Origin of the sequence: Brevibacterium sp. UMB1308A (assembly GCF_030230605.1) — a bacterium.
Lineage (GTDB): Bacteria > Actinomycetota > Actinomycetes > Actinomycetales > Brevibacteriaceae > Brevibacterium.
Window position 1 is genome coordinate 1 of the sequence record NZ_JASPDO010000008.1, and the last position, 21,891, is coordinate 21,891.

19 protein-coding genes are annotated in these 21,891 nt (G+C 58.0%); 13 read left to right on the top strand and 6 right to left on the bottom strand.

All coding sequences use genetic code 11. The annotated features are described in order from the left end of the window. Positions 1-319 (top strand): bifunctional nuclease family protein (locus tag QP868_RS05190; protein WP_284925551.1); only part of this gene is annotated, 319 nt, incomplete at its 5' end. A 27-nt stretch (positions 320-346) separates the two neighbouring features. Next, positions 347-1,711: a class II 3-deoxy-7-phosphoheptulonate synthase gene (locus QP868_RS05195; RefSeq protein ID WP_284925618.1), complete on the top strand. Its 1,365-nt coding sequence runs from the start codon at positions 347-349 to the stop codon at positions 1,709-1,711. A gap of 45 nt (positions 1,712-1,756) precedes the next feature. On the opposite strand, the gene pknB is transcribed toward QP868_RS05195, so the two are convergent. After that, positions 1,757-3,649 carry a Stk1 family PASTA domain-containing Ser/Thr kinase gene (gene pknB / locus QP868_RS05200; RefSeq protein ID WP_284925552.1) on the bottom strand — a complete coding sequence of 631 codons (1,893 nt, stop codon included), beginning with the start codon at positions 3,647-3,649 and terminating at the stop codon, positions 1,757-1,759. Beyond that, the gene (locus tag QP868_RS05205) at positions 3,646-4,746 is read right to left on the bottom strand and encodes a lytic transglycosylase (protein ID WP_284925553.1); all 1,101 of its coding nucleotides are present in this window, start codon (positions 4,744-4,746) and stop codon (positions 3,646-3,648) included. Before QP868_RS05205 ends, pknB begins: the two co-directional genes overlap by 4 nt. A 104-nt stretch (positions 4,747-4,850) precedes the next feature. Here QP868_RS05205 and QP868_RS05210 point away from each other — a divergent pair, with 104 nt between their 5' ends. Then, positions 4,851-5,183: an Rv2175c family DNA-binding protein gene (locus QP868_RS05210; protein WP_284925554.1), complete on the top strand. Its 333-nt coding sequence runs from the start codon at positions 4,851-4,853 to the stop codon at positions 5,181-5,183. A gap of 28 nt (positions 5,184-5,211) precedes the next feature. Here QP868_RS05210 and QP868_RS05215 read toward each other — a convergent pair whose 3' ends face one another. After that, on the bottom strand, positions 5,212-6,276 hold the full coding sequence (locus QP868_RS05215) for a polyprenyl synthetase family protein (protein WP_284925555.1): 1,065 nt from the start codon (positions 6,274-6,276) through the stop codon (positions 5,212-5,214). Positions 6,277-6,300: 24 nt separating this feature from the next. Between QP868_RS05215 and dinB the strand changes: the two genes are divergently transcribed. Then, complete coding sequence (dinB, locus tag QP868_RS05220; RefSeq protein ID WP_284925556.1) at positions 6,301-7,581, top strand: DNA polymerase IV; 1,281 nt, start codon at positions 6,301-6,303, stop codon at positions 7,579-7,581. Positions 7,582-7,596: 15 nt separating this feature from the next. Beyond that, positions 7,597-7,995, top strand: coding sequence for a DUF3040 domain-containing protein (locus tag QP868_RS05225; protein WP_284925557.1), 399 nt, complete (start codon positions 7,597-7,599; stop codon positions 7,993-7,995). A 2-nt stretch (positions 7,996-7,997) separates the two neighbouring features. Here the strand turns inward: QP868_RS05225 and QP868_RS05230 are convergent, their stop codons facing one another. From QP868_RS05230 to QP868_RS05240, 3 genes are read right to left on the bottom strand one after another with little or no spacing between them, the layout of a single operon-like run. Next, the gene (locus QP868_RS05230) at positions 7,998-10,127 is read right to left on the bottom strand and encodes a transglutaminase TgpA family protein (RefSeq protein ID WP_284925558.1); all 2,130 of its coding nucleotides are present in this window, start codon (positions 10,125-10,127) and stop codon (positions 7,998-8,000) included. Continuing rightward, positions 10,124-11,218 carry a DUF58 domain-containing protein gene (locus QP868_RS05235; RefSeq protein WP_284925559.1) on the bottom strand — a complete coding sequence of 365 codons (1,095 nt, stop codon included), beginning with the start codon at positions 11,216-11,218 and terminating at the stop codon, positions 10,124-10,126. Before QP868_RS05235 ends, QP868_RS05230 begins: the two co-directional genes overlap by 4 nt. A gap of 41 nt (positions 11,219-11,259) precedes the next feature. Beyond that, positions 11,260-12,210, bottom strand: a complete 951-nt coding sequence (locus QP868_RS05240; RefSeq protein WP_284925560.1) for an AAA family ATPase — start codon at positions 12,208-12,210, stop codon at positions 11,260-11,262. A 309-nt stretch (positions 12,211-12,519) separates the two neighbouring features. Between QP868_RS05240 and mraZ the strand changes: the two genes are divergently transcribed. The 8 genes from mraZ to murD all read left to right on the top strand — a co-directional run bounded on the left by mraZ (position 12,520) and on the right by murD (position 21,889). After that, positions 12,520-12,951: a division/cell wall cluster transcriptional repressor MraZ gene (gene mraZ, locus QP868_RS05245; RefSeq protein WP_102238258.1), complete on the top strand. Its 432-nt coding sequence runs from the start codon at positions 12,520-12,522 to the stop codon at positions 12,949-12,951. Positions 12,952-13,105: 154 nt separating this feature from the next. After that, positions 13,106-14,077: a 16S rRNA (cytosine(1402)-N(4))-methyltransferase RsmH gene (gene rsmH / locus QP868_RS05250; protein WP_284925561.1), complete on the top strand. Its 972-nt coding sequence runs from the start codon at positions 13,106-13,108 to the stop codon at positions 14,075-14,077. Then, on the top strand, positions 14,074-14,583 hold the full coding sequence (ftsL, locus tag QP868_RS05255) for a cell division protein FtsL (RefSeq protein WP_284925562.1): 510 nt from the start codon (positions 14,074-14,076) through the stop codon (positions 14,581-14,583). Before rsmH ends, ftsL begins: the two co-directional genes overlap by 4 nt. A gap of 13 nt (positions 14,584-14,596) precedes the next feature. After that, on the top strand, positions 14,597-16,381 hold the full coding sequence (locus QP868_RS05260) for a peptidoglycan D,D-transpeptidase FtsI family protein (protein WP_284925563.1): 1,785 nt from the start codon (positions 14,597-14,599) through the stop codon (positions 16,379-16,381). Beyond that, a complete protein-coding gene (locus QP868_RS05265; protein ID WP_284925564.1) occupies positions 16,368-17,843 on the top strand; it encodes a UDP-N-acetylmuramoyl-L-alanyl-D-glutamate--2,6-diaminopimelate ligase in 1,476 nt (491 codons plus the stop codon). Before QP868_RS05260 ends, QP868_RS05265 begins: the two co-directional genes overlap by 14 nt. Positions 17,844-17,857: 14 nt before the next feature. After that, entirely contained in the window at positions 17,858-19,303 is a 1,446-nt protein-coding gene (locus QP868_RS05270; protein WP_284925565.1) for a UDP-N-acetylmuramoyl-tripeptide--D-alanyl-D-alanine ligase, read from the top strand. Continuing rightward, positions 19,300-20,391, top strand: a complete 1,092-nt coding sequence (gene mraY / locus QP868_RS05275) for a phospho-N-acetylmuramoyl-pentapeptide-transferase (protein ID WP_284925566.1) — start codon at positions 19,300-19,302, stop codon at positions 20,389-20,391. The genes QP868_RS05270 and mraY overlap by 4 nt, the downstream gene beginning before the upstream one ends. Next, the gene (gene murD, locus QP868_RS05280; protein ID WP_284925567.1) at positions 20,384-21,889 is read left to right on the top strand and encodes a UDP-N-acetylmuramoyl-L-alanine--D-glutamate ligase; all 1,506 of its coding nucleotides are present in this window, start codon (positions 20,384-20,386) and stop codon (positions 21,887-21,889) included. The genes mraY and murD overlap by 8 nt, the downstream gene beginning before the upstream one ends. The last annotated feature ends 2 nt before the right edge of the window (positions 21,890-21,891 follow it).

The window sequence follows — 21,891 nt, forward strand, 5'->3', positions numbered from 1 at the left end:
TGGGTGGGAACCACCTCGGCCTCTAAGCCACAACCTACTCGTCGACATCATCGAGGCGTTCGGCACCGAACTCGACCGAGTCGTCATCACCCACCGCGACGGGCACATCATTTACTCTGAACTCCACTTAAGCGACGGCAAAGTCATATCCGCCCGCCCCTCGGACGCCGTCGCCATGGCACTCATCTCCCAGTGCACAATTGAAACCACTCAAGAACTACTCGACGACATTGGAATCGACGCGCCTCAAGCTGACGAGGAAGAAGTCGCACAATTCCGCGAATTCCTCGACCACGTGTCGCCCGAAGATTTTGACTAACAGAAGGTAGGTAAGTTGAACGACAACATGTTCACCGCTGCAGGGACCGCTCAAGCAACACAACAGACCATCGACGGTCTGGAGCGTTGGCGCGAACTCAACCCGCTACAGCAACCCACCTATCTCGACGCTGACGAACTCGAAACAGCACTCAACCAGCTACGCCAGCAACCACCACTGATCTTTGCCGGTGAAGCAGACGTTCTCACCGAACACATCGCAAAGGCCTCACGCGGAGAAGCCTTCATTCTTGCTGGTGGCGACTGCGCAGAAACCTTCGCAGATGCAACCGCTGACCAAATTAGCCGCCGCGTTCAAACCATTCTGCAAATGGCAGCCATCCTCACCTACGGTGGATCAGTACCTGTCGTGAAAATCGGACGCATGGCCGGCCAATTCGCAAAACCCCGTTCAGCAGACACCGAAACACGCGACGGTGTCACCCTCCCGTCTTACCGCGGCGACATCGTCAATTCGCACGAATTCACAGAAGAAGCCCGTCGTCACGACCCCCGACGCCTACTCGAGGCATACAACACCTCGGCATCTACGTTGAACCTCATTCGCGCTTTCACCACCGGTGGCTTCGCAGACCTGCGTTTCGTCCACCAGTGGAACCGTGGCTTCCTCAGCGCCAACAAAAACTACAAGCGTTACGAACACACAGCAGCCGAAATCGACCGCGCACTCAAATTCATGGAAGCCTGCGGTGCTGACTTCCACAACCTGCGTTCAGTTGAATTCTTCGCCGCCCACGAAGCGCTCCTCCTCGAATACGAACGGGCGCTCACCCGAATCGACTCACGAACCGGCGAACCATACGGGACATCCGGCCACTTCCTGTGGATCGGCGAACGTACCCGCGACATCGACGGCGCACACGTCGACTTCCTGTCACGTGTGAAGAACCCCATCGGTGTCAAACTCGGTCCTACAGCCACCGCTGATGACGCACTGCGCCTAGCCGAAAAGCTCGACCCCAACAGCACCCCAGGGCGCCTTACATTCATCACCCGTATGGGAGCAGAAACAATCCGCGAACGCCTCCCAAAGCTACTCGCAAGCGTCGACCTTCCACACGTCACGTGGGTGTGCGACCCCATGCACGGAAACACCATCACCAGCTCCAACGGCTACAAAACACGCCGCTTCGAAGACGTCATGAGCGAAGTTTCGGGCTTCTTCGACGCACACGCAGAAGCCGGAACCATTCCAGGTGGCCTTCACATGGAACTCACCGGTGACGACGTCACCGAAGTTATGGGTGGAGGCGCTCAAATCGACGAAGAGGGCCTGCGTCGTCGCTACGAAACACGTGTTGACCCACGTCTGAACCACGACCAATCACTCGAAATGGCATTCCAAGTCGCGGAGTACCTGACGTCTCACTGACGGGCCAGGGGGCTAAGGTCCAGGGGCTAAGAGGACTTAGAAGGGCTACTTGTCCTTCTTTTCGCCCTTTTGAGCTTCGTCCTTCTTGTCCTCTTGAGGCTTTTTGTCATCTGTCGGTTTCTTCCCTTTAGAAATACGCAGAAGGATAAAGTCGCCTGGGTGCTTAGGCGTTCCAGGGGCGGGGTGTTGCGAGATGACCCGTCCCTTTGGAACCGTGTCGTGGTACCGCTCGTCGGTTCCCACTCGGAAACCTAGCCTGAGCATCTTGTGGTAGGCGCTCTTAAACTCCAAACCTTTCACATTTGGCACCGAAATAGGCTCCTCGCCCTTCGACACCGTAATGTTCACTGGCTCAGAGCGTTCAACCTTCTCACCGGGCTTGTGGGACTGGTGGATGACTTCACCCTTGGGTGCGTCAGAGTACTTGTCCTCCACGTTGCCAATCGTGACTCCAGCCTTTTCGGCTTCTTTGTCCGCGTCGCCACGTTTGAGACCGGTGAGTTTTGGAACAGCAACCAGGTCCTTCCCCTTAGACACCACCAGCGTGACAGTGCCACCCGGTTCGACCTGTGTTCCAGGGGCGGGGTGCGTTTCGAGGATCCTGCCAGCGGGCACGTCTGAACTAAATTTTTGGGTAATCGCAACGGTCAAACCAGCCGATTCAACCATGTTTTTCGCGTCAGACTGGTCCACGCCAGTGGCAATCGCTGGCACTTCCTTAGGAGCGTTCGACGCTTGACGGTTCCACACAATCCCAGTCGCAACAAGCGCCACGATGGCGGCAACCGCGATCAGGGCAAAAATGGTGCGCCGCCTACGTGCTACCCGGGGATGGGGAGCCGAGGTGGCCGCTACCTTTGCGTGCTCATCGTCGGCTTTGCGCTCCTCCACGTCAGCGGTGTGTACGACGGTAGTGGGGGAGGGTGTCTCGGCAGCGTCGCTCTGCGCCCCGTGTTCCAGCTCCTCGTGTTCCTCTTCGACATCTTCGCTGCTCAAGGGCTTTTCGTTAGGTAGCTCGATCGGGTCCGATGATTCGACATCAGCGGTCGCGGTGATGACTGGACCAGAGTCATCCACGGGGTCTGTCGCACCAAAGTCAAGCTCGTCATCGCTAAGTTCCGCACGCGCCTCGGTTAACGCCTGCCTAAAAGCGCTGGCAGACTCTGGCCGATCTTCCGGTTCCGGCGAGGTCGCCCACAGCACCAACGCGTCGATTGCTGGTGGCAGTCCTGGGAGCGCTTCACTGGGGGCGGGCACCCGGTCGTGTACGTGCCGGTACGCCACCTGAATGGGCACCTCGTCGGTGTACGGCTGGGACCCGGTAAGCATTTCGTACAGCATGATGCCCAGTGTGTACAGGTCGGTGCGCGCGTCCGCTCCCGCCCGGGTGACCAGCTCCGGCGCCACGTACCCCACCGTTCCGATGAGCGTTTTGGTGGTAGTTGCCGTGGTGACCGCGCGGGCCAGCCCAAAATCGGTGAGTTTGATTGTGCCATCCGTGCCCAGCAGGACATTGTCCGGTTTGAGGTCACGGTGGATCATGCCCGCGTCGTGGACAGCTTCGAGCGCTGCCAAGATCGCGTTGCTGACGACGATTGCCTGCCGAGGTGTCAGTTTGCCCCGGTGGCGAAGTTCCTTGCGCAGGGTGACGGATTCGAGGTATTCCATCACCAGGTACACGACATCCCCGTCACGCCCCTGGTTGGTGACTGAAATCAGGTTGGGATGTTCAAGCCGTGCTGCGTTCATGGCCTCGCGTTCGAACCGCTCAACGAACGACGAATCTGTTGCCAGGTGCGCATGCATGACCTTGATGGCGATTTGCCGGTCCGTGGTCAGATCGGTGCCCAAATACACCATGGCCATACCACCACGCGCGATTTTGTCATCGACGCGGTAGCGACCGTTGAGCACGGTGCCTACGAGAGGGTCTTTCACTGTTCACCGTCCGCAGAAGGGTCGCCGAGGTGGCTGTCAGCTGACTGCGTGGATCCGGTTGTTGCGTACCGGTTGGCGAGCACTTGGACGGCACGTACATATGCGCGTGTATCTGCTGCGAGACCGTGCGTTTCGATGCTTCCAGCACCTTGATAGTACGCGGCGATTGCTGCTGGTACCGACTCGGTTGAGCCAATAAGTGAGCGGAGAATCACGAGTCCGGCCACAATATTGTCAGCCGGGTCGGTGATGTTGAGCTGACGCCCCGCGAGCGAAGACGCCCACATTCCGGCTCGTGGCGTCACTTGCATAATGCCAATCGCGTTAACGGGGGAGACGGTTCGGTGATTCAGGCCCGACTCCTGAGTGGCGATCGCAAGCCCTAAATGTGGGCTCACACCAATTTCTGAAGCCAACCGCGTCAGTGTTGTGTACACCCAGTCGCGGCGTGGTGCAGGTTTGGTTGAAAGCACCCACTTGTTAAACCTAGCGGCTGCAAGAACGGACTCTGGGTACGGTTCGTCACCGTGGTGCGTGGGAAGTTTAGGCAGCCGGTGGTCAAATGTGGGACGAGTCCTGCCGGATGTTGCCCCTGACCCCTGCATCATCAGAAGTTCGCCCACCACGATGTGCTGACTGGTCATGGCGTTGGCGCGCATGAGCGCACCCACGGAAGTTGAGTATTTCAACGCAATGGATTCGAGCGAATCACCCGGACGCACGCGGTGCGAGGCCGGTGGTGGAGCAACGTTCTTTTCTGGCAAGGACAGAATCTGACCGGGACGTACTGCCCCTCCTGTCAGGTTATTGAGCTCCACCAGGGCGGGCATCGACACCCCGTGTTTTTTCGCAATGCTCAGTATTGTGTCTGAACTTTTAACCCGGTAGGTGCGCCCCCCGTGCGTGACTGGAACGGCCTCGGTCAGGGTGCCCGAGGTGAATCCGGGCGCGTCGTCAATGAGCGGGCGTTCTTCAAAACGTTCAGGGAGTTTGCGCGGCTGTTCGTGTTCCCGCTGGAGTAGAGCCTCGACTTCGAGCGCATCGGCACCGGGGTGCGTGCGCGGAGGTCGTTGGCGCGACGAGCGGAAATTGGTCATGAAAAATGCTCCGGGGGAAGACGGGTTTCGCACCTCCAGATTAGTTGCGGCCAGCCACGTTTAGGTGGGTTTGCAGTGCGGCGTGTCGCAAGTACTCTTAAACCATGACTGTTGACACATGGCTCACACGTGAAGAAGTCGCCCAGCTTTTGGGAGTCACTCCGTCGAAGGTCCGTCGCCTGCTGGAAGACCGGTATGTGTGCGGAGTTAAGGACGGGCACGTAGTGAAGATTCCGGAGTTGTTCTTCAAGGACAACGAGCCGGTACCCGCTCTGCGTGGAACTATCACACTCTTGGACGACGCGGGTATGAACGACCAAGAAATCATCAACTGGTTGTTCGCTGAAGACCAGACGCTTCCCGGACGTCCCATCGACCACTTGAGAAAAGGTGCTAAAGCCGAAGTGCGCCGACGTGCTCAAGCACTTGCGCTGTAAGGCCCGTAGCGCTCTTACGTACTAACCCTCACGTATCCCGGCGTGTGAGTCGGTTGGCGTAGGTGCGTAATAGCTCCAGGTCATTCGAGCCCACACCGTGCTGGCTCAGAGTGTCCAGCGCAACGAACGCGTCTTGAAGTTTGGTCTCAATGAGCTCTTCGTGTTCGCGTTTCGCACCGCACTCGTCCAGGAGCGCAATCATGCGGTCGGTGTCTGTGTCCGTTCCCAAGCGCTCACGGAACCACCGGGCGTCCTCATTACTCATGCGTGCCAACGCCAGCCCTACAAGAACGGTTTTCTTACCTTCAACAAGGTCATCACCTGCGGGTTTGCCGGTCGCTTGCGGATCGCCAAACACACCTAGTTCATCGTCTCGCAACTGAAACGCTTGTCCAAGTGGCAAGGTAAACGCCGAAAGATCGTGCACAAACTGAGGCTCTGCACCTGCCAAGCGCGCCCCTAGTTCAAAGGGCTGTTCAACCGAGTACTTTGCGGACTTGTACGTGAGCACTTCCATGGCCCGGTCCACAATCTGGGAGTCCGGGACCGGTGCCGCTTGGATCCGAATGTCCAGGTATTGCCCCAGCATGACGTCTCGACGAAACGCGTCGTGTGTGGCCCGAGCATTCGGGTCAGCCACGTTCAGACCGGAAGCGTTGAACAGTTGTTCGGACAGCCCAAGGCACACGTCACCGGCAATGATCGCGGCATTGATGCCAAAGCTCCTGGCATTTCCCTCAAACCCTGCACTGCCGTGCATCTGGGAGAAGAACGCGTGAGTGGAAGGGTTACCCCGTCGCGTATCGGAGTTATCAATGATGTCGTCGTGAATGAGCGCGGCCGCGTGAAGAAGTTCAACACTCGCCGCCACATGCGCGATTCCCGGGTGGGTGCCACCCGCCAGCTGATACCCCCACCACGTGGCGAGCGCACGAATCCGCTTTCCGCCCACACAGAAGGCGCGAATCGGGTCGGTGAGTTCAGAGGCCACGGGCGACAAACCAGCCAGTTCATGAGCGAACGTGCCAAGTTCCTGTTCCAAAACAGCGTCGACGTGGGCAATAATGTCCGCAGGCTGATGTAACCGATCCATGCCTGCAAGCCTACAGGGGGAAGTGTGAGCCGCAAGCAACTCGCCCGGTCTGGTGGGGACCTGTCCGCACTGTCCGGCGACGACACCGGGTGTACCACTCTGCATGTGGACATGGACTCCTTCTTCGTGTCAGTTGAGCTGTTAGATCGCCCAGACCTCAAGGGTGCCGAGGTGATTGTGGGTGGCCGTGCAGGCCGGGGAGTCGTGGTGTCGGCTTCATATGAAGCACGAGCATATGGGGTGTATGCGGGCATGCCCATGAGCCGGGCGCTCGCCCAGTGCCCGTCAGCTGTGGTGATCCCACCGTCACGTGGCCTGTACACGCAGTACTCCGCCCGGGTTTTTGACATCCTGAAAACCTTTACCGACGAGGTGCATCAAGTGAGCGTTGACGAAGCGTATATCGACGTCGCTTCGGCCGTGCGCAGACTGGGAAGCCCGGGGGCCATCGCTCAGGACATGCGCGCCCAGGTTCGCGAGGCTACGGGCTTGGCTGCCTCAATTGGTGTCGCCCATTCTCGCGTGGTCGCAAAAATGGCGTCTGCCAGGGCTAAACCTGACGGCATGTTGATTGTTCCCCGCGCTCAAGTTGCCCAGTTTCTTCACGACATGCCAGTTGAAGCAATCCCCGGAGTAGGGGGTAAGACGCAAGACAAACTCGCACGGTACGGAATCACTACGATTGGTCAGCTCGCTGCGTGTTCACCTGTTTGGCTCAACGCCCGCTTTGGTGCACACGGAAAAGGTCTATACGCATCTGCCCATGGCGAGGACTCACGGGACCCAAGCCGGGTTCGGGACCATTCGATCAGTGCCGAGCACACCTTCCCAGCCGACATCTTTTCCATCGACGAGCTTGAACTCGAGCTCATCCGCTTAGCTGACACCGTGGCAAGCCGTGTGCGCAAAGAAGGTAAAGCAGCCCGAACCGTGGGCCTGAAATATCGCACCTCGGACTTCTCAACGTTCACCAGGTCCGTGACCTTGGAAGCACCCAGCGACGTCGCCAGCGAGTTCCGCGACGCCCTTCTGCCTGCCCTACGTAACCTCCACAAACGAGGGACCGGGGTGCGCCTACTGGGCGTTCGCGCGGGCGATCTCAACGACCTCGGCGAGGTGGGACGGCAAGGAACCTTGGAAGATCACGGCACTGGAAAACGGGATTCAGAAATCGCGCTAGACGCTGTTCGGAATCGTTTTGGGAAGGGCGCAATTTCACGTGCGTCACTCATTCGTACGAATCCTGATAAAACCCATGGCGCACCCACGCGCAAGACCGACTATGATAGGGATACCGAGCTTTGAAATGGGGGATTTGTGATGGCGCTGTCGGAACATGAACAGCAACTTCTTGACCAGCTGGAAAAGCAGTTGCGAAATGAAGACCCTCGATTTGCGCAAAATATTTCACAATCCCACAGCCCAGCAGGTATCGCGCTGTCACCCAAACACCTCGTCACTGGAACGCTCGTGATGGTCGTTGGCTTAGCTGTAGCCCTGGGCGCAGTGTTCTTTTTGACCTCACCGCTGTCCACCGTGGGTGGAGTGCTCGGGTTCTTCCTCATGGTAGGAGGTGCCTACTACGCTTTCGCGGTAGCGCCGGCAGCAAAATCTCACGAATCCGCTCCCAAGGCTCAAGGGAAGGCAAACAAGCCAAACAAAAGCGGTTTCATGAACCGTGTCGAAGAACGCTGGGATAAGCGTCGCGGTTCGTTCTGACCTTACTTCTTCTTCCACAAGCTCCGTGGCCACAGGGTGGCTCGTGCCCGCGCAAACGCTGAGCCCGCCCTGTCCTTTTTCACATCTGCGACCAGCCCGCGCGCGTCAATATCCAGGGCTTCACGATCCGTGCCTGCGTAGCGTTCGCGCTCCAATGCGCCAATAAGCGCTTCAATGTCCTGCGCGTGGTCGGGGTACTGTTCGGCCAGGTCACGGCCGCGTTTCGCAAGCGTATCCGACGGGGTGACAGCGTAACCGCAATCCACCTCGGTCGCCCGAATCTCTTCCCACACCAAGTTCGCATTCAGCGGGGTGCGCAGGCGCCGACTACGGGCGCGGGTACGCAGCACAAACGGCACCAGAGCCAGAAGGATCAACGCCAGCACGCCTGCTCCTACAAGGAACGGAACCGCCGAGGTCGCCTTTGGTTCCTCTTCCGGCGCAGGCTCCTCTGATGGGGTGGGAGTAGGTTCGGCCGCCTCCTCTTCCTCGGGGGCCGGCTCCTCCGAAGGCTCCTGAGTGGGCTCTTCCGGTTCTGGGGCCTCGCCACCTTCAATCGACCACGGAGGTGGAGGACCTGCAGGCCCTCCCGGAGTGGGCTCGAAGCGCACCCACCCCGCACCTTCGAAGTACAGTTCTGGCCAAGCGTGGGACCGTTGCATGGTCACGTCATAACCGCCAGCGTCATTGGGCTCACCAGCCGTGAACCCAACCCCGATGCGCGCCGGGATCCCTTCCATACGCGCCATCGTGGCCATTGCTGCTGAAAACTGGACACAGTACCCGCGACGGTCTTTGAGGAACTGGGAAAGGACACTTCCGGAGGCCTCGTTAGGAGCGTCGAGCGAGTACTCGAAATCACGGAAGTACGCCTGCAACTTCGCGGCTTTGTCCCAGTCTGTTTCAGCGTCCTTGGTGATTTTGGAGGCTTCTTCCCGGATGTCGCTGGGCAGATCGTTGGGCAGTTTCAAATACTGCTCAAAGGCGTCCTCTTTCACCGCTGGAGCCTTTTTCAACTGCTCTGACGTGGGCTCAACCGAACGGTACTTCACCGAGTAGTTGAGACCGTCAACACCCACGTTGTTACCCACAATCGTGAGAGTGTCCCGGCCGTAGATCCACCTGTCGCCCAAGCCCGAGGTCTCAATCGGCGCATATTGCGCCGGCAAGTGGTTGCCACCAAGCCCAGTGATCGCAAAAGTGCTGGTGTATGTGTTGGCTTCAATGTCTGGCCCGAGGTCGCCCACGGGAAGGCCTGCATCCGGTGAAGCTCCGCGTTTAAAGGAGAAAGCCGCTGGGGCCCACTTCTTGCCGTCGAATTCCGACACCGAGGTTAACCGCACAGGAGGTTCGAGTGGGTCGGTAGATTCGTAGGAGAAGACGACGTCGTCACTCTTGTTGGTCAGATTGGCGCGCAGGTCGAGGAACGGATTGATGACTTTGACGTTTTGGTCGTCCCCAGCTGGCTTGTTCGCTTGCGGAACAATCGGTGGCATGAGAAGGGGGAGGCCAATACCTAAGAAAAGGGCAAGAGCGCCGGCTGTGACAGCCCATAAGAAACCGCGCGACGTTCCGGCATGTGCAGTGAGCAAAAGCAGAATGAACGCGACCGCCACGGCGCACGTGTGCCACCACTGGATTGACGAAGCCGCAATGAACACGGGAATGAGCCACGTAGCCAGGACTAACGCTCCGGCGATGTGGGTTAAGTGCAGGTCGTGGACCAGGCTGTCAACCAGCATGGTCAGAAGCGCAAAAGACACGGCTGCGAGGACGGTCAGCCCAGCAGTCGATGGGGCTGGAGCTGGAGCAGCGTAGACATCTCGGAAGCCTTGCGCGATCGACCCTGCGAGTTCAGTAAAACTGCTCCCTGTAGGGATGATCCCCAGAAGTGTGGTTGCAGGCAGGGTAACCGCAATGACAGCAAAAAACCCCACCACGAACTGCACGAGTACGGTGAGTCCGGTGTTTCGTGCGACATCGGACAGCCGTGCCAGCCACCCGGTCGCAACCGTGAGGAAGATGACCGCGACGGTGGGCACGAACCAGTTCCAGTCGCTGAAGACGGCCGAGGTCGCCACCGCGGAGAGCGCCATGGCAACGAAGACTGTGAGAGCTGACACTATTCTCATGCCACACCTCGCAGGCTCCACTGAGCAGGAAGATCTACATCGCCGCCGAACATGCCTGTGAAGTTCATATCTTCAATCGTTTCACTGTCGATATCCGAGGCGTACCACCGGTGCGTGCGAACACGTTGGCCCCCCGTAATGCGCGGAACGTGATCGGGATCAGGGGCACAGACAACAAGTTCTGACAAGGCGCGCATTTCGCGAGCAGACGGCATACGTGCCGGTGCTGTACTTGCGCGGGCAGCTAAGACGTCGACCGGTAAATTGCGTTCGCCGGCCTCAGCTCGAACCGACTGTTCACCCATAACGACGTGAACCGTAAAACCAGACCGGGTGAGAGCATGCGTAGCGCTCACTGCCGCGGCGACCAAAAGATCGAACTCGACGGGGTGTGAAATGCCTTCCCCGTGCACGATCACAGCCGCCGCAGGATTATCTTCATCCGCTTCTTGCCTGACCACCAACTGACCGGTGCGCGCAACCGTTTTCCAGTGCACGTGGCGCAAGTCGTCGCCCGGCGTGTATTCGCGAGTATAGAAATCACGGGTTGAAGTTCCGCGTGACAAGCGGTCTGTTTCAGCCAGCGGATTAGGGCGGCCGCTCATTCCTGGTCCAGCCAACTGAACCCGTGGGGGAGCCACCGCAACTTTGAGCCCTCGAGACACCTTCTTCTTAAACATCGTCAGCTTAAAGGGACCGTTGACTGCCACTGTGACAGCGGAAAGTCCACGAAGACCTCGGGCCGAAGGAGTGAAGGTTGCATCCACCTCGACGGTTCCACCGCCAGCTACAGACGGCACATTGACGCCCTGTGGGAAACCGAACCCGTTCTCTGGCTCAATCTCCAAATAAAACGACCCGCTGCGAAATGGAAGAGCGTTCGTCACGCTGACACGCACATCAGTGTCAGCTCCGACATACGTGAGTGGATATCCGCTGACGTGCGGCGCGAACGCCCGGAGCTTCACCTTCATACGGGTGCTGGTCACAAGAGCGAAGAGAAGCGAAAAAACCGTGAGGAACACCAACAGAATACCCACGGGCAACAGCGCGGGAAGCTGAAAACGGTACGCGGCAATACACAGACTCACGCCTGCAATCAAAAAGACAATGCCAGAAGTCGTAACGCGCATCAGGAAACCGGAGTTGCGGCCACCACGTCACGGATCAGTTGAGAAGTGTGTTCGGGGTGGTCGCTTTCAACCGCGATAATGCGGTGAGCTAAAACTTCTTCAGCCAAGTTCTGCACATCATCAGGTGTCACGTAGTTGCGACCGTTGAGAACAGCATGGGCCTGAGCTGCCCGTAGCAACAGCACACCACCACGTGGAGATACTCCCACGGAAATGGCGTCATGCGAGCGGGTAGCGGTGAGCAAGCGGACCATATAGGCACGCAACTCATCCGTTGCAGTGACATTCGTGACCACCGTGCGGGCGCGCTCAATTTCATCCAACGTGGTCACAGGGCTCAACTCATCGAGAGGATCGCGCCCAGTGTTGTGCGCCAGCATTTGAGCTTCAGACTCAACCGACGGATAGCCCACAGAGGTGCGGATCATAAAACGGTCACGCTGAGCCTCTGGAAGGCTATACGTGCCCTCCATATCAATAGGGTTCTGAGTTGCCACCACAATAAACGGTTGCGGCATGAGGTATGTGGTCCCGTCGACGCTCGCCTGTCCTTCCGCCATGCACTCCAGCATTGCGGACTGGGTCTTAGGTGAAGCGCGGTTGATTTCATCGGCAATGACGACGTTGGAAAAGACCGGTCCTGCGCGGAACTCAAAGTGGCGGGTTTCCTGGTTGAACAAGTTCACACCCACGACGTCGGAGGGGAGGAGATCCGGTGTGAACTGAATGCGTCGAACTGACCCGTCCACCACTCGCCCCAGCGCTTTAGCGAGCAAGGTCTTACCCACGCCAGGAACGTCCTCGAGGAGAAGGTGTCCGCCAGCCAAAAGAGTAATCAGGCTGAGCTCAACAACGCGGTCTTTGCCGTCGAGAACCGTATTCATGGAATTGCGGGCTCGTGCCGCGAGATCAGCGATGGATGCGATTTCTGCCTCTGTGGGTGTGCTCATTTCTCCATTTTGGCTTATTGCTCATGGCATCTCCACTTTGCACCACCAGGCCTCCCCACTTTGCCCCACCTGATGCCTCCACTTTCCTCCCCATAGTGCTTTCTGCGCGGTGTAACCCCGGAAAAGACCGGTCAACATCATGAGAAATCACGTAACTACGAAAATTTCTCCCACTTTCCTCCACCTATCTGACCTGCGGTTATAGATGTTCTCAGAGTGTTTATGAGCGAAAAGGTGTATTTGGTGGGGGAAAGTGGAGTACAGTGGTCCCTGTCGGAGCTCGTGGAGTTTCGAAAGGGGTGAGATGACATGTTTTTGGGTACGCATATGCAGCGGCTCGATGACAAAGGTCGCCTCATCCTGCCCGCAAAGTTCCGGGAGGAACTGGCTGGTGGACTCGTAGTAACTCGCGGACAAGAGCACTGCCTCACCCTGTTCTCAGCCCGAGAGTTCGAAACAGTCCACGAAAAACTGCGAACCGCACCCATGACCAGTAAGGACGCACGTGACTACCTGCGCGTGTTCCTCTCTGGGGCTTCGGCAGAACAACCCGATAAACAAGGGCGCATCACCATCCCGCAGATTCTCCGCAAATACGCGGGACTCGAGCGTGAACTTGCGGTGATCGGCCTAGGGAATCGGGTTGAAATCTGGGACGCCCACACATGGGAGTCCTACTTGAACGAAACCGAACAAGGATTCGCGGACCGGACCGACGAAGTCATCCAGGGAGTCTTCTGATGTTGCTGGATTCCGATCTCTGTTCGTCCACGTTGTTTTGGAGCACTTCCCCGGTTCCAAAGCCCTAGTCCTGACACACTTCCCCGGTGCCAGGGCCGTGGACGAACGGAGTTCAGTTTTCAGCAACACGACAACAGCCAGGAAGGAGGTGGCCATGACATACCCACACGTTCCCGTTTTACTCGACATGTGCGTCGAACTTCTGGGGCACGGAATAGAAGAAGCACGGGCACGCGGTATTGCGCCCGTCGTCATCGACTTCACACTGGGCATGGGTGGCCACTCAGAAGGAATCCTGCGCGCTTTCGACGACGTTCACGTCATCGGAATTGACCGTGACCCTGCCGCTATCGAGATCGCGACCTCCAGGCTCGCCCCGTTTGGTTCCCGCTTTGAGGCTGTGTGTACCTCGGACGACAACATTGCCCAGGTTCTCGAACAACGCGGAAACCCGCCGATCTCCGGAGTCCTTTTCGACCTCGGCGTCTCCTCTTTACAACTCGACGACGACGCACGTGGTTTCAGCTACTCGCGCGACACCCCGCTGGACATGCGCATGAACCCCACGGAAGGCATCAGCGCCGCCGACGTTCTCGCTACATACTCAGAAAACGACCTCACCCGGATTATCTCCACATACGGCGAAGAGCGATACGCGCGCAAAATCGCCCGCGCGATCGTTGCCGACCGGGAACACACGCAGTGGACCACCACTCAACAACTCGCCGACCTGATCGGTCGGATAGTGCCAGATCCCAAGAACCAACGGAAACGCTCCCACCCAGCCAAACGCACCTTTCAAGCCCTGCGCATCGAAGTCAACGACGAACTCGGCAACATCACACGGGCGCTGCCTGCGGCACTCTCTGCCCTCCACCTCGGGGGAGTGGCTGTTGTGGAGTCCTACCAGTCAGGTGAAGACACAATCGTCAAGCGCATTTTCCGCCAGGGAACCACTGTTCAGGCACCACCCGACCTTCCCGTTGTGCCCGACCACCTCAAACCGTGGCTAGAAGAAATTGTCCGAGGCGCCTACAAAGCGCCCCAAGAAGAAATCGACCACAACCCCCGCGCCGCATCTGTGCGGCTGAGAGCCGTGAGAAAAATTGGAGTTGATCCCGCGTGAGCACAGCACTAAAGCGCTCCGTTCAGCGGAGCCCAGTCACCACCCAACGACCACTCAAACTCATCACGTCCCCGGTGCGCCGAACACGTACGTTCCCATTTATTTGCATGGGAATTCTGTTCGTCGGTGTTGTCGCGGTGCTGCTGGCCAATATCTTCGTGTCGAACACGACTTACAAGATCAACGACTTGAACCAAAAGAACGAAGACCTACAATCTGAACGCGACCGGTTATCAGAAGACATTGCGTACAGGCAAAGCCCACAGAATGTTCACAAAGCCGCAAGCCAGATGGGCCTCGTTCCCGCAGACAAGGTGTTCTTTGTGACGGCCGACGGCAAAGTCGTCGAAGCACGCGAAGACCCTGGCAAGAACGTGGGAACCGTGCCCGGCCCGCGTGCCGATACACGGGATGACGTCCGACCAAACCTACGATCGGATGAGAAGCTTCCCGCAGTTGGAGAAAGCGGAAAAGATCTCGAAGCGCCCACAGTGAAAACCCCGTAGAAAAGGATGAAGAATGCCCGCGACGACGGCCAGCCGAAAGGTTGCTAACCCCAAGCGTCGCATGGCATTCGTCGTACTCGCAATCGTCGTTGCCCTGGTTCTCATCGTGGCCAAGCTCGTAATGATTCAGGGTATGGATACGGCGAAGCTAGCGGAAAAAGCACTGGATTCTAGGCTCGTGGACAAAACCCTACCCGCCAAACGTGGTGCCATTCTCGCTGCCGACGGCACCGTCCTTGCGGACAACGCTAAACGGTTTCAACTGATAGCCGACCCCGTAAACGTGGCGGCGTACAAGGACGAACAGGGCAAGGTTATTGGGGCCTGGGGAGCCGCCAATAAGATCGCACCCATCCTCAACACCGACCCTGGACTCATCTATCCCAAGCTCAAACCTCAAGGAGAAACACGGTGGAGTCCCATAGCGGACGGACTCACCAATGAAGTCTGGGTGAAAATCCGTGACCTCAAAATACCCGGCATCACCGTCGACGAATCCTCCGTCCGCACCTACCCGGCAGGAGAAATAGCCGGAAACGTTGTGGGGTTTGTTGGACGTGACGGGGAAGCGCTCACTGGACTCGAACGCCAGTACCGCCACCTCCTGACCGGAAAAGATGGCAAACAACAGTACGAACGCGGACTGTCAGGTGACCCCATTCCGCTGGGAAGCAATTCGCAAGTTCCACCTGTCGACGGAACTGGCCTACAACTCACCATCGACACGAACATTCAAATGTACGCCCAAAACGCTATTGGCGAAGCCGTCAAAAAGCACAAGGCCGAATGGGGAACCGTCGTCATTCAAGAAGCAGGAACTGGACGCATCCTCGCCGCTGCCGAATCACCCACCGTGGACCCCAACAATCCAGGCAAAAGCAAAGCCGAAGACCGCGGATCTCGCGCCTTTACCGCAACCTTCGAACCTGGGTCAACAGCGAAACTCATTACCACCTCGGCGCTCATCGACAGCGGAAAAGCCACCGCCGATTCGCAATACGTGGTGCCCGACAAATGGAAGGCCCCCAATGGAGAAGTCTTCCGTGACTCCCACAACCACGAAGACCAGAACCTCACTCTGGCGGGGATCCTCATGGACTCCTCCAACACGGGAACACTCATCGCCGCAGAGGGTATGAACGATCAAGAACGCTATGAGTGGCTTAAGAAGTTCGGTTTCGGTACACCTCCTGATTTGGAGTTCCCCGGAACGAGCCGCGGAATCCTGCGCTCACCCGACAAGTGGGATGCGCGCACCCGTAACACGGTGATGTTCGGTCAAGGTGTCGCAGCGACCTCACTACAGACCACGCAAGCGTTTGCCATCATCGCTAACGACGGAAAAGCGATCCCACAACGGATTGTCAACGGAACAGTGGACCCCACTGGGAAAATCACGGAGATTCCGCTCAAAGACGGCACTCAAGTGGTGAAACCCCAGACCGCTCAGACCATGCGGGAGATTCTCGAAGCGACGGTTGTCGACGGGACTGGAGGAAACGCTAAAGTTCCCGGTTACCGTGTGGGTGGTAAGACCGGTACCGCACAAGCGCCGGCGGACAAGGGTGGCGGATATGACGGCTACACCGCGAGCTTTATTGGAATCGCTCCCATTGACGACCCCAAAATCACCGTGTCGGTAACCCTGCAACGACCACGCAAAGGCCACTATGGTGGTTCGGTGGCCGCGCCAGTGTTTTCCGATGTCACCGGGTATGCGTTAAAACAAATGCGCGTACCTCCATCCGGCCCTGTCCCAGAACTTCCAGCTAGAGAGTGGAAAAATGAAGATCGCTGACCTCACGCTTGAACACACGACGGTGATGGGCGACCCAAACCGTGAAATCACCAGCGTGGACAACGACTCCCGTACCACCCAGTCAGGTGGTCTGTACGCTGCCTTTCCAGGCGCTAACGTCCACGGTGCAAGCTTTGCCGGCCCGCTGGTTGACAAGGGCGTACGAGCGTTCCTCACGGACCCAGCAGGTGTGGAGATCATGCGCGAGGCACAGTTGGACCTCACAGATCTGACAATCCTTGTCCACGAATTTCCGCGAGCAATCGCCGGGCATATTGCAGCCCAGGTATATGGCACGGGTGAGAGCCCAGCCATGTTCGGAGTGACAGGAACTAACGGCAAGACAACAACCACGTTCATTCTCGACGCATTTCTTCAAGCGCTGGGTCACACGACAGGTCTCATAGGCACCGTCGCTACGGTGATCGCAGGTGACCGGGTCGACAGTGTGCGCACAACCCCAGAGGCTTCAGCGCTGCACCAACTGTTAGCTCGAATGCGGGACGCGGGCGTCGATACGTGTTCGATGGAAGTGTCTTCTCACGCACTCAGCCAGCACCGGGTGGACGGGGTCCACTTTGATGTGGTGAGTTTCACGAACCTTTCGCAGGACCACCTGGATTATCACGGCACCATGGACGAGTACTTCAATGCGAAAGCCACCCTTTTTACTCCGGAGTTCGCCTCCCGCGGAGTAGTTGTCCTGGCGGACGACTGGGCTCGCAAACTCGTTTCGGTGTCTCAAATCCCAGTAGTGACCGTGTCGATGCACAGCGAGGACAAACCGGACTATCTGGTGGTTCAAGGCGACTCGTGGGAACTCCACACGCCACAGGGCAACATTCCATTTACCCCCGTTCTGCCCGGCTTGTTCAACGTGACGAACACTGCGCTGGCTCTTTCGATGCTGTTGGAGTTCGGGGTTCAGTTTGACGCGGTCGCGTCGATTGCGAACGGGACCGAGGTCGTTGTTCCCGGGCGCATGGAGGTGGTGAACGCTGAGCACCCCCGGGCGATCATTGACTACTCGCATACGCCGGATGCAATCGAAAAAGTTCTGGACCGGCTATCGGGCGACCCAGTTGTGGTTGTTGTGGGCGCTGGAGGCGATCGGGACTCAACGAAACGTGCAGCGATGGGTGAGGCTGCAGCGCGCGGCGCCGATGTTGTGATTGTCGCAGACGACAATCCGCGATCGGAGGATCCGGCCGCTATTAGGGCGCAGGTCTTGGCTGGTGCCCGCGGAGCAACTGACGCCCGTGCCCATACCGTTGAAGAGTGCGAGAACCGTGGCGTAGCGATCCGTCGAGCAGTTGAGCTCGCGGGCGCAAACGGGACTATTGTTGTTGCTGGGAAGGGGCATGAAACCGGTCAAGAAATCGCTGGTGAAGTGCTTCCTTTTAGCGACCGTGACCAGACACGCGAAGCCATTGAAGCTCATGTCCGTCATGAGAACCGGTAAAGTTCAGGAATGATATGAAGGAATTCACCGCACAGCAGATTGCTGACATCGTTGGGGGAGAGCTATATGGCATTGACCCCCAGACAACCCTGAGTGCCGGAGTTGAAACCGATTCCCGCGAGGTCTCTCCAGGCGATATTTTTGTCGCCCGTAGGGGAGAGACAACCAACGGAATCGAGTTCGCACCGTCTGCGATAGCTGCCGGAGCTGCTCTCGTGATTGCCGAGGCGGTCCCGACCGTTGGCGACGACACTCTTCCGTCGTGTGTCGTTACGGACGCCACGGTCGCCCTTGGGAAACTCGCATCGGCCAGTGTCGAGGCCTTGCGTGAAACCATGACTGTCATTGCGATCACCGGTTCCAGCGGAAAAACTTCAGTGAAAGACCTCGTGTCTGTTCTTTTGGCCGGTGAAGGTGAAACCGTCTACCCGCCTAACTCGTATAACAACGAAGTCGGTGTTCCACTGACAGCTTTGCGCGCCGGTGAAGAGACTCGTTTCCTTGTCCTTGAAATGGGTGCGCGGTCAATTGGAAACCTGGCATACCTCACATCGCTTATCCGTCCTGATATTGCGGTTGAACTCAACGTCGGTGCAGCTCACTCGGGAGTGTTTGGCTCGATCGACAACACTGCGCGGGCTAAAGCAGAACTGGTTGAGTCGCTCCAGGAACCAGGGTGGGCGGTTCTCAATGCCGACGACCCGCGCGTCCGTGACATGCAGAACGTTCTCGCTCAAGGTGTTAACACCATGTGGTTCAGCGAAGGTGAACCAACCCACCCAGGCACAACAGTGTGGGCAAGCGATGTCACAACAGGAGCAACAGGCCGTTCATCGTTCGTTTTACACCTCCCAGGCGAAGAACCGGCACAGGTTGAGCTCTCCCTACTGGGACGGCACCATGTGTCAAACGCTTTAGCAGCAGCAACAGTTGCTCACCTGTGCGGAGTGACGGCACGCTCAATCGTGACCACTCTTGCGACCGCAGGCGCTGCCAGCAGGTGGAGGATGGAACTCGTCGACTCGCCTAACGGCGTTACCGTTATCAACGATGCCTATAACGCCAACCCGGACTCGATGCGCGCTGCCCTGATCACACTCGCGGAGATGGGGCGCGGCGATGACGAAAACCCACCTCGGCGCACGGTCGCGGTGTTGGGCGAAATGCTTGAGTTGGGCGACACGTCAATTGAAGAACACGACAAAATTGGAAGTCTTGTGGTGCGCTTGAACATTTCGCGCACGATCGCGGTGGGCGAAGGCGCACGTCCTATCTACCAGGCCGCTAACCTCGAAGGATCCTGGGGAAACGAAGCCACCTGGGTTGAAAACATCTCTGAAGCACGTGACCTTCTGCAGTCCGAACTTCAACCGGGAGACATCGTCCTCTTTAAGTCCTCACGCGATGCTGGACTGCGTTTCCTCGGTGATGAGATCGCCGGAGTTTCGGGGGCCCAGTGATTGCCGTACTCCTCGCAGCATGTATTGCGCTTGTCCTGACACTCGTGGGAACACCACTTTTTATCCGTGTGCTTGTCAAACGCGGATATGGGCAGTTCGTTCGCGATGACGGACCCGCATCCCACGCAACCAAACGAGGCACCCCCACCATGGGTGGTGTTGTCATTCTCTTGTCAGCAGTTGTCGCCTACTTCTTGGCGCACTTGTTCACAAGTTCCAGCCCCACTCCGTCAGGCCTTTTGGTGCTGTGGTTGACCGTAGGCCTGGGAATCGTTGGACTTTTGGATGACTACATCAAGGTGTCGAAGCAACGGTCACTGGGTCTACGCCCTGCGGGCAAGCTCATTGGCCAAGGTTTTGTCGGTGTATCGTTCGCGGTTCTCGCACTCCTGTTTCCGAATGAGCACGGGCGCACTCCGGCGTCAACAAAGATTTCGTTTCTGCGTGACATTGACGCCCTAGACCTCGCTTTTTGGGGAACAGTCGTGGGAATGGTCCTGTTTGTTGTGTGGGCCAACCTCATCATCACTGCCGCTTCGAATGCAGTAAACCTCACTGACGGTTTGGACGGACTCGCATCGGGTGCCGCCGCAGTGGTGTTCGCCGGATACGTCATCATTACGTCCTGGCAGTCGATCCAAAACTGTGATCTCATGACCACTGCGCGCGCGGGGTGTTACATTGTGCGTGACCCACGCGATTTGGCGATCGTCGCCGCGGCAATGGGTGCTGCGTGTATTGGGTTCTTGTGGTGGAACGCTTCACCAGCCAAGATTTTTATGGGCGACACCGGTTCGCTAGGCATTGGCGGAGCGATCGGTGGGCTCGCGATGATGTCGCGCACCGAACTTCTGCTGGTTGTTTTGGGTGGCCTGTTCGTCATTATTACCCTGTCCGTGATTATCCAGGTGACGTCGTTCAAGCTCACCGGAAAACGGGTGTTCCGCATGGCTCCGCTTCAGCACCACTTTGAGCTTAAAGGGTGGGGCGAAGTGACGATTGTGATCCGTTTCTGGATCGTGGCCCTCATTGGTGTAGTTATCGCTGTCGCCCTGTTCTACGCCGAGTGGGTGTCGTACCTTGCCTGATGTTCTGGTACCCGGTGCGACCCCGGTGGAATACCCACTCGCCGACAAGATCCCTGATCAGATTGTTGGCCCGGCGTCGCCCTTAGACGGCCTCACGATCGTGGTCACTGGTTTGGGTGTTTCGGGATTCCCCATGGCCGTGCACCTGGCTGAACGCGGGGCCCATGTCATTTGTGTCGACGGTGACACACAGATCGACCGAAGCGAACACGAGAAGATTCTGCGCGTGTTTGACGTGGACATTCGTCGTGGCCCCGAACACGTCACGGAGCTTCCCACGGCCCCCGACGGTTCGCTTCCTGATTTGGTATGCACGTCCCAAGGGTGGCGTCCAGACCAGCCGCTTTTTGTTGATGCTCAAGCTAAGGGCGTGCCGGTTATTGGGGAAGTGGAACTGGCGTGGCGCGTACGTGGAACGAACGCCGCACCGTGGTTGGTAGTCACCGGAACGAACGGAAAAACCACGGCCACCTCAATGCTCGCGTCGATGTTTCAGGCCGCGGGCGTGAACGCTGTCGCGTGTGGCAATATCGGTTCGCCGCTCCTCGAAGCCGTTCTGGACCCGGCCGCTGAAATACTTGCGATCGAACTGGCAAGTTTCCAACTGCACTGGCAGTTCTCGATGTGCGCGCACTCTGCTGTCGTGCTCAACCTGGCTCCCGACCACGTGGACTGGCACGGTTCCTATGAGAACTACGTCGCCGATAAGGCGCGGGTGTACTCGAATGTGATGAAGGCCTGTGTGTACAACCGCGAAGACGTTGCTACGCGTAAGTTGGTTGAGGACGCCGAGGTGGTCGCTGGCGCACGTGCGGTCGGTTTTGGTTTGGGTGTTCCAGGGCCAGGTGAGTTTGGCCTGGTAGAAGACGTTTTGGTGGACCGTGCCTTTGCACCTAATCGTTATTCGAGCGCGTTGGAACTCGCCAGCCTGGATGATGTTGCGAAAGCAGCTGGAACCACGTCTGCTCCAGACCACTACGTCATGAACGCGCTCGCTGCGGCCGCGCTTGCCCGCAGTATCGATCTCCCGCCGATTGCGGTGCGTGATGGCCTGCGGTCCTTCGCTCCGGGTGACCACCGTATGCGGGTTGTGCGCACGCTTGACGACATCACGTGGGTGAATGATTCAAAAGCCACGAACCCGCACGCTGCTTCTGCCGCACTGGGATCCTTTGACCCAATTGTGTGGATCGCTGGTGGTCTGCCGAAGGGCGCGGACTACCACGACATCGTTGAAGGTTTTAAAGACCGTCTCCGGTCAGTAGTCGTCATCGGTGAAGACGATTCGGCGCTGAGCAGTGCTTTGGAAGCGTCACACGTTGACACGATCCGCATTGAACCAGGTCCGCACGTTATGCAACGTGCTGTGAACGCCGCCCGCGAGCTGGCTCAGCCAGGTGACACCGTTCTGTTGAGCCCAGCGGCTGCCAGCATGGACCAGTTCACCAACTACATTGAGCGCGGGGACGCTTTTGAGCAGGCAGTAAGCGAGCTGTAAAC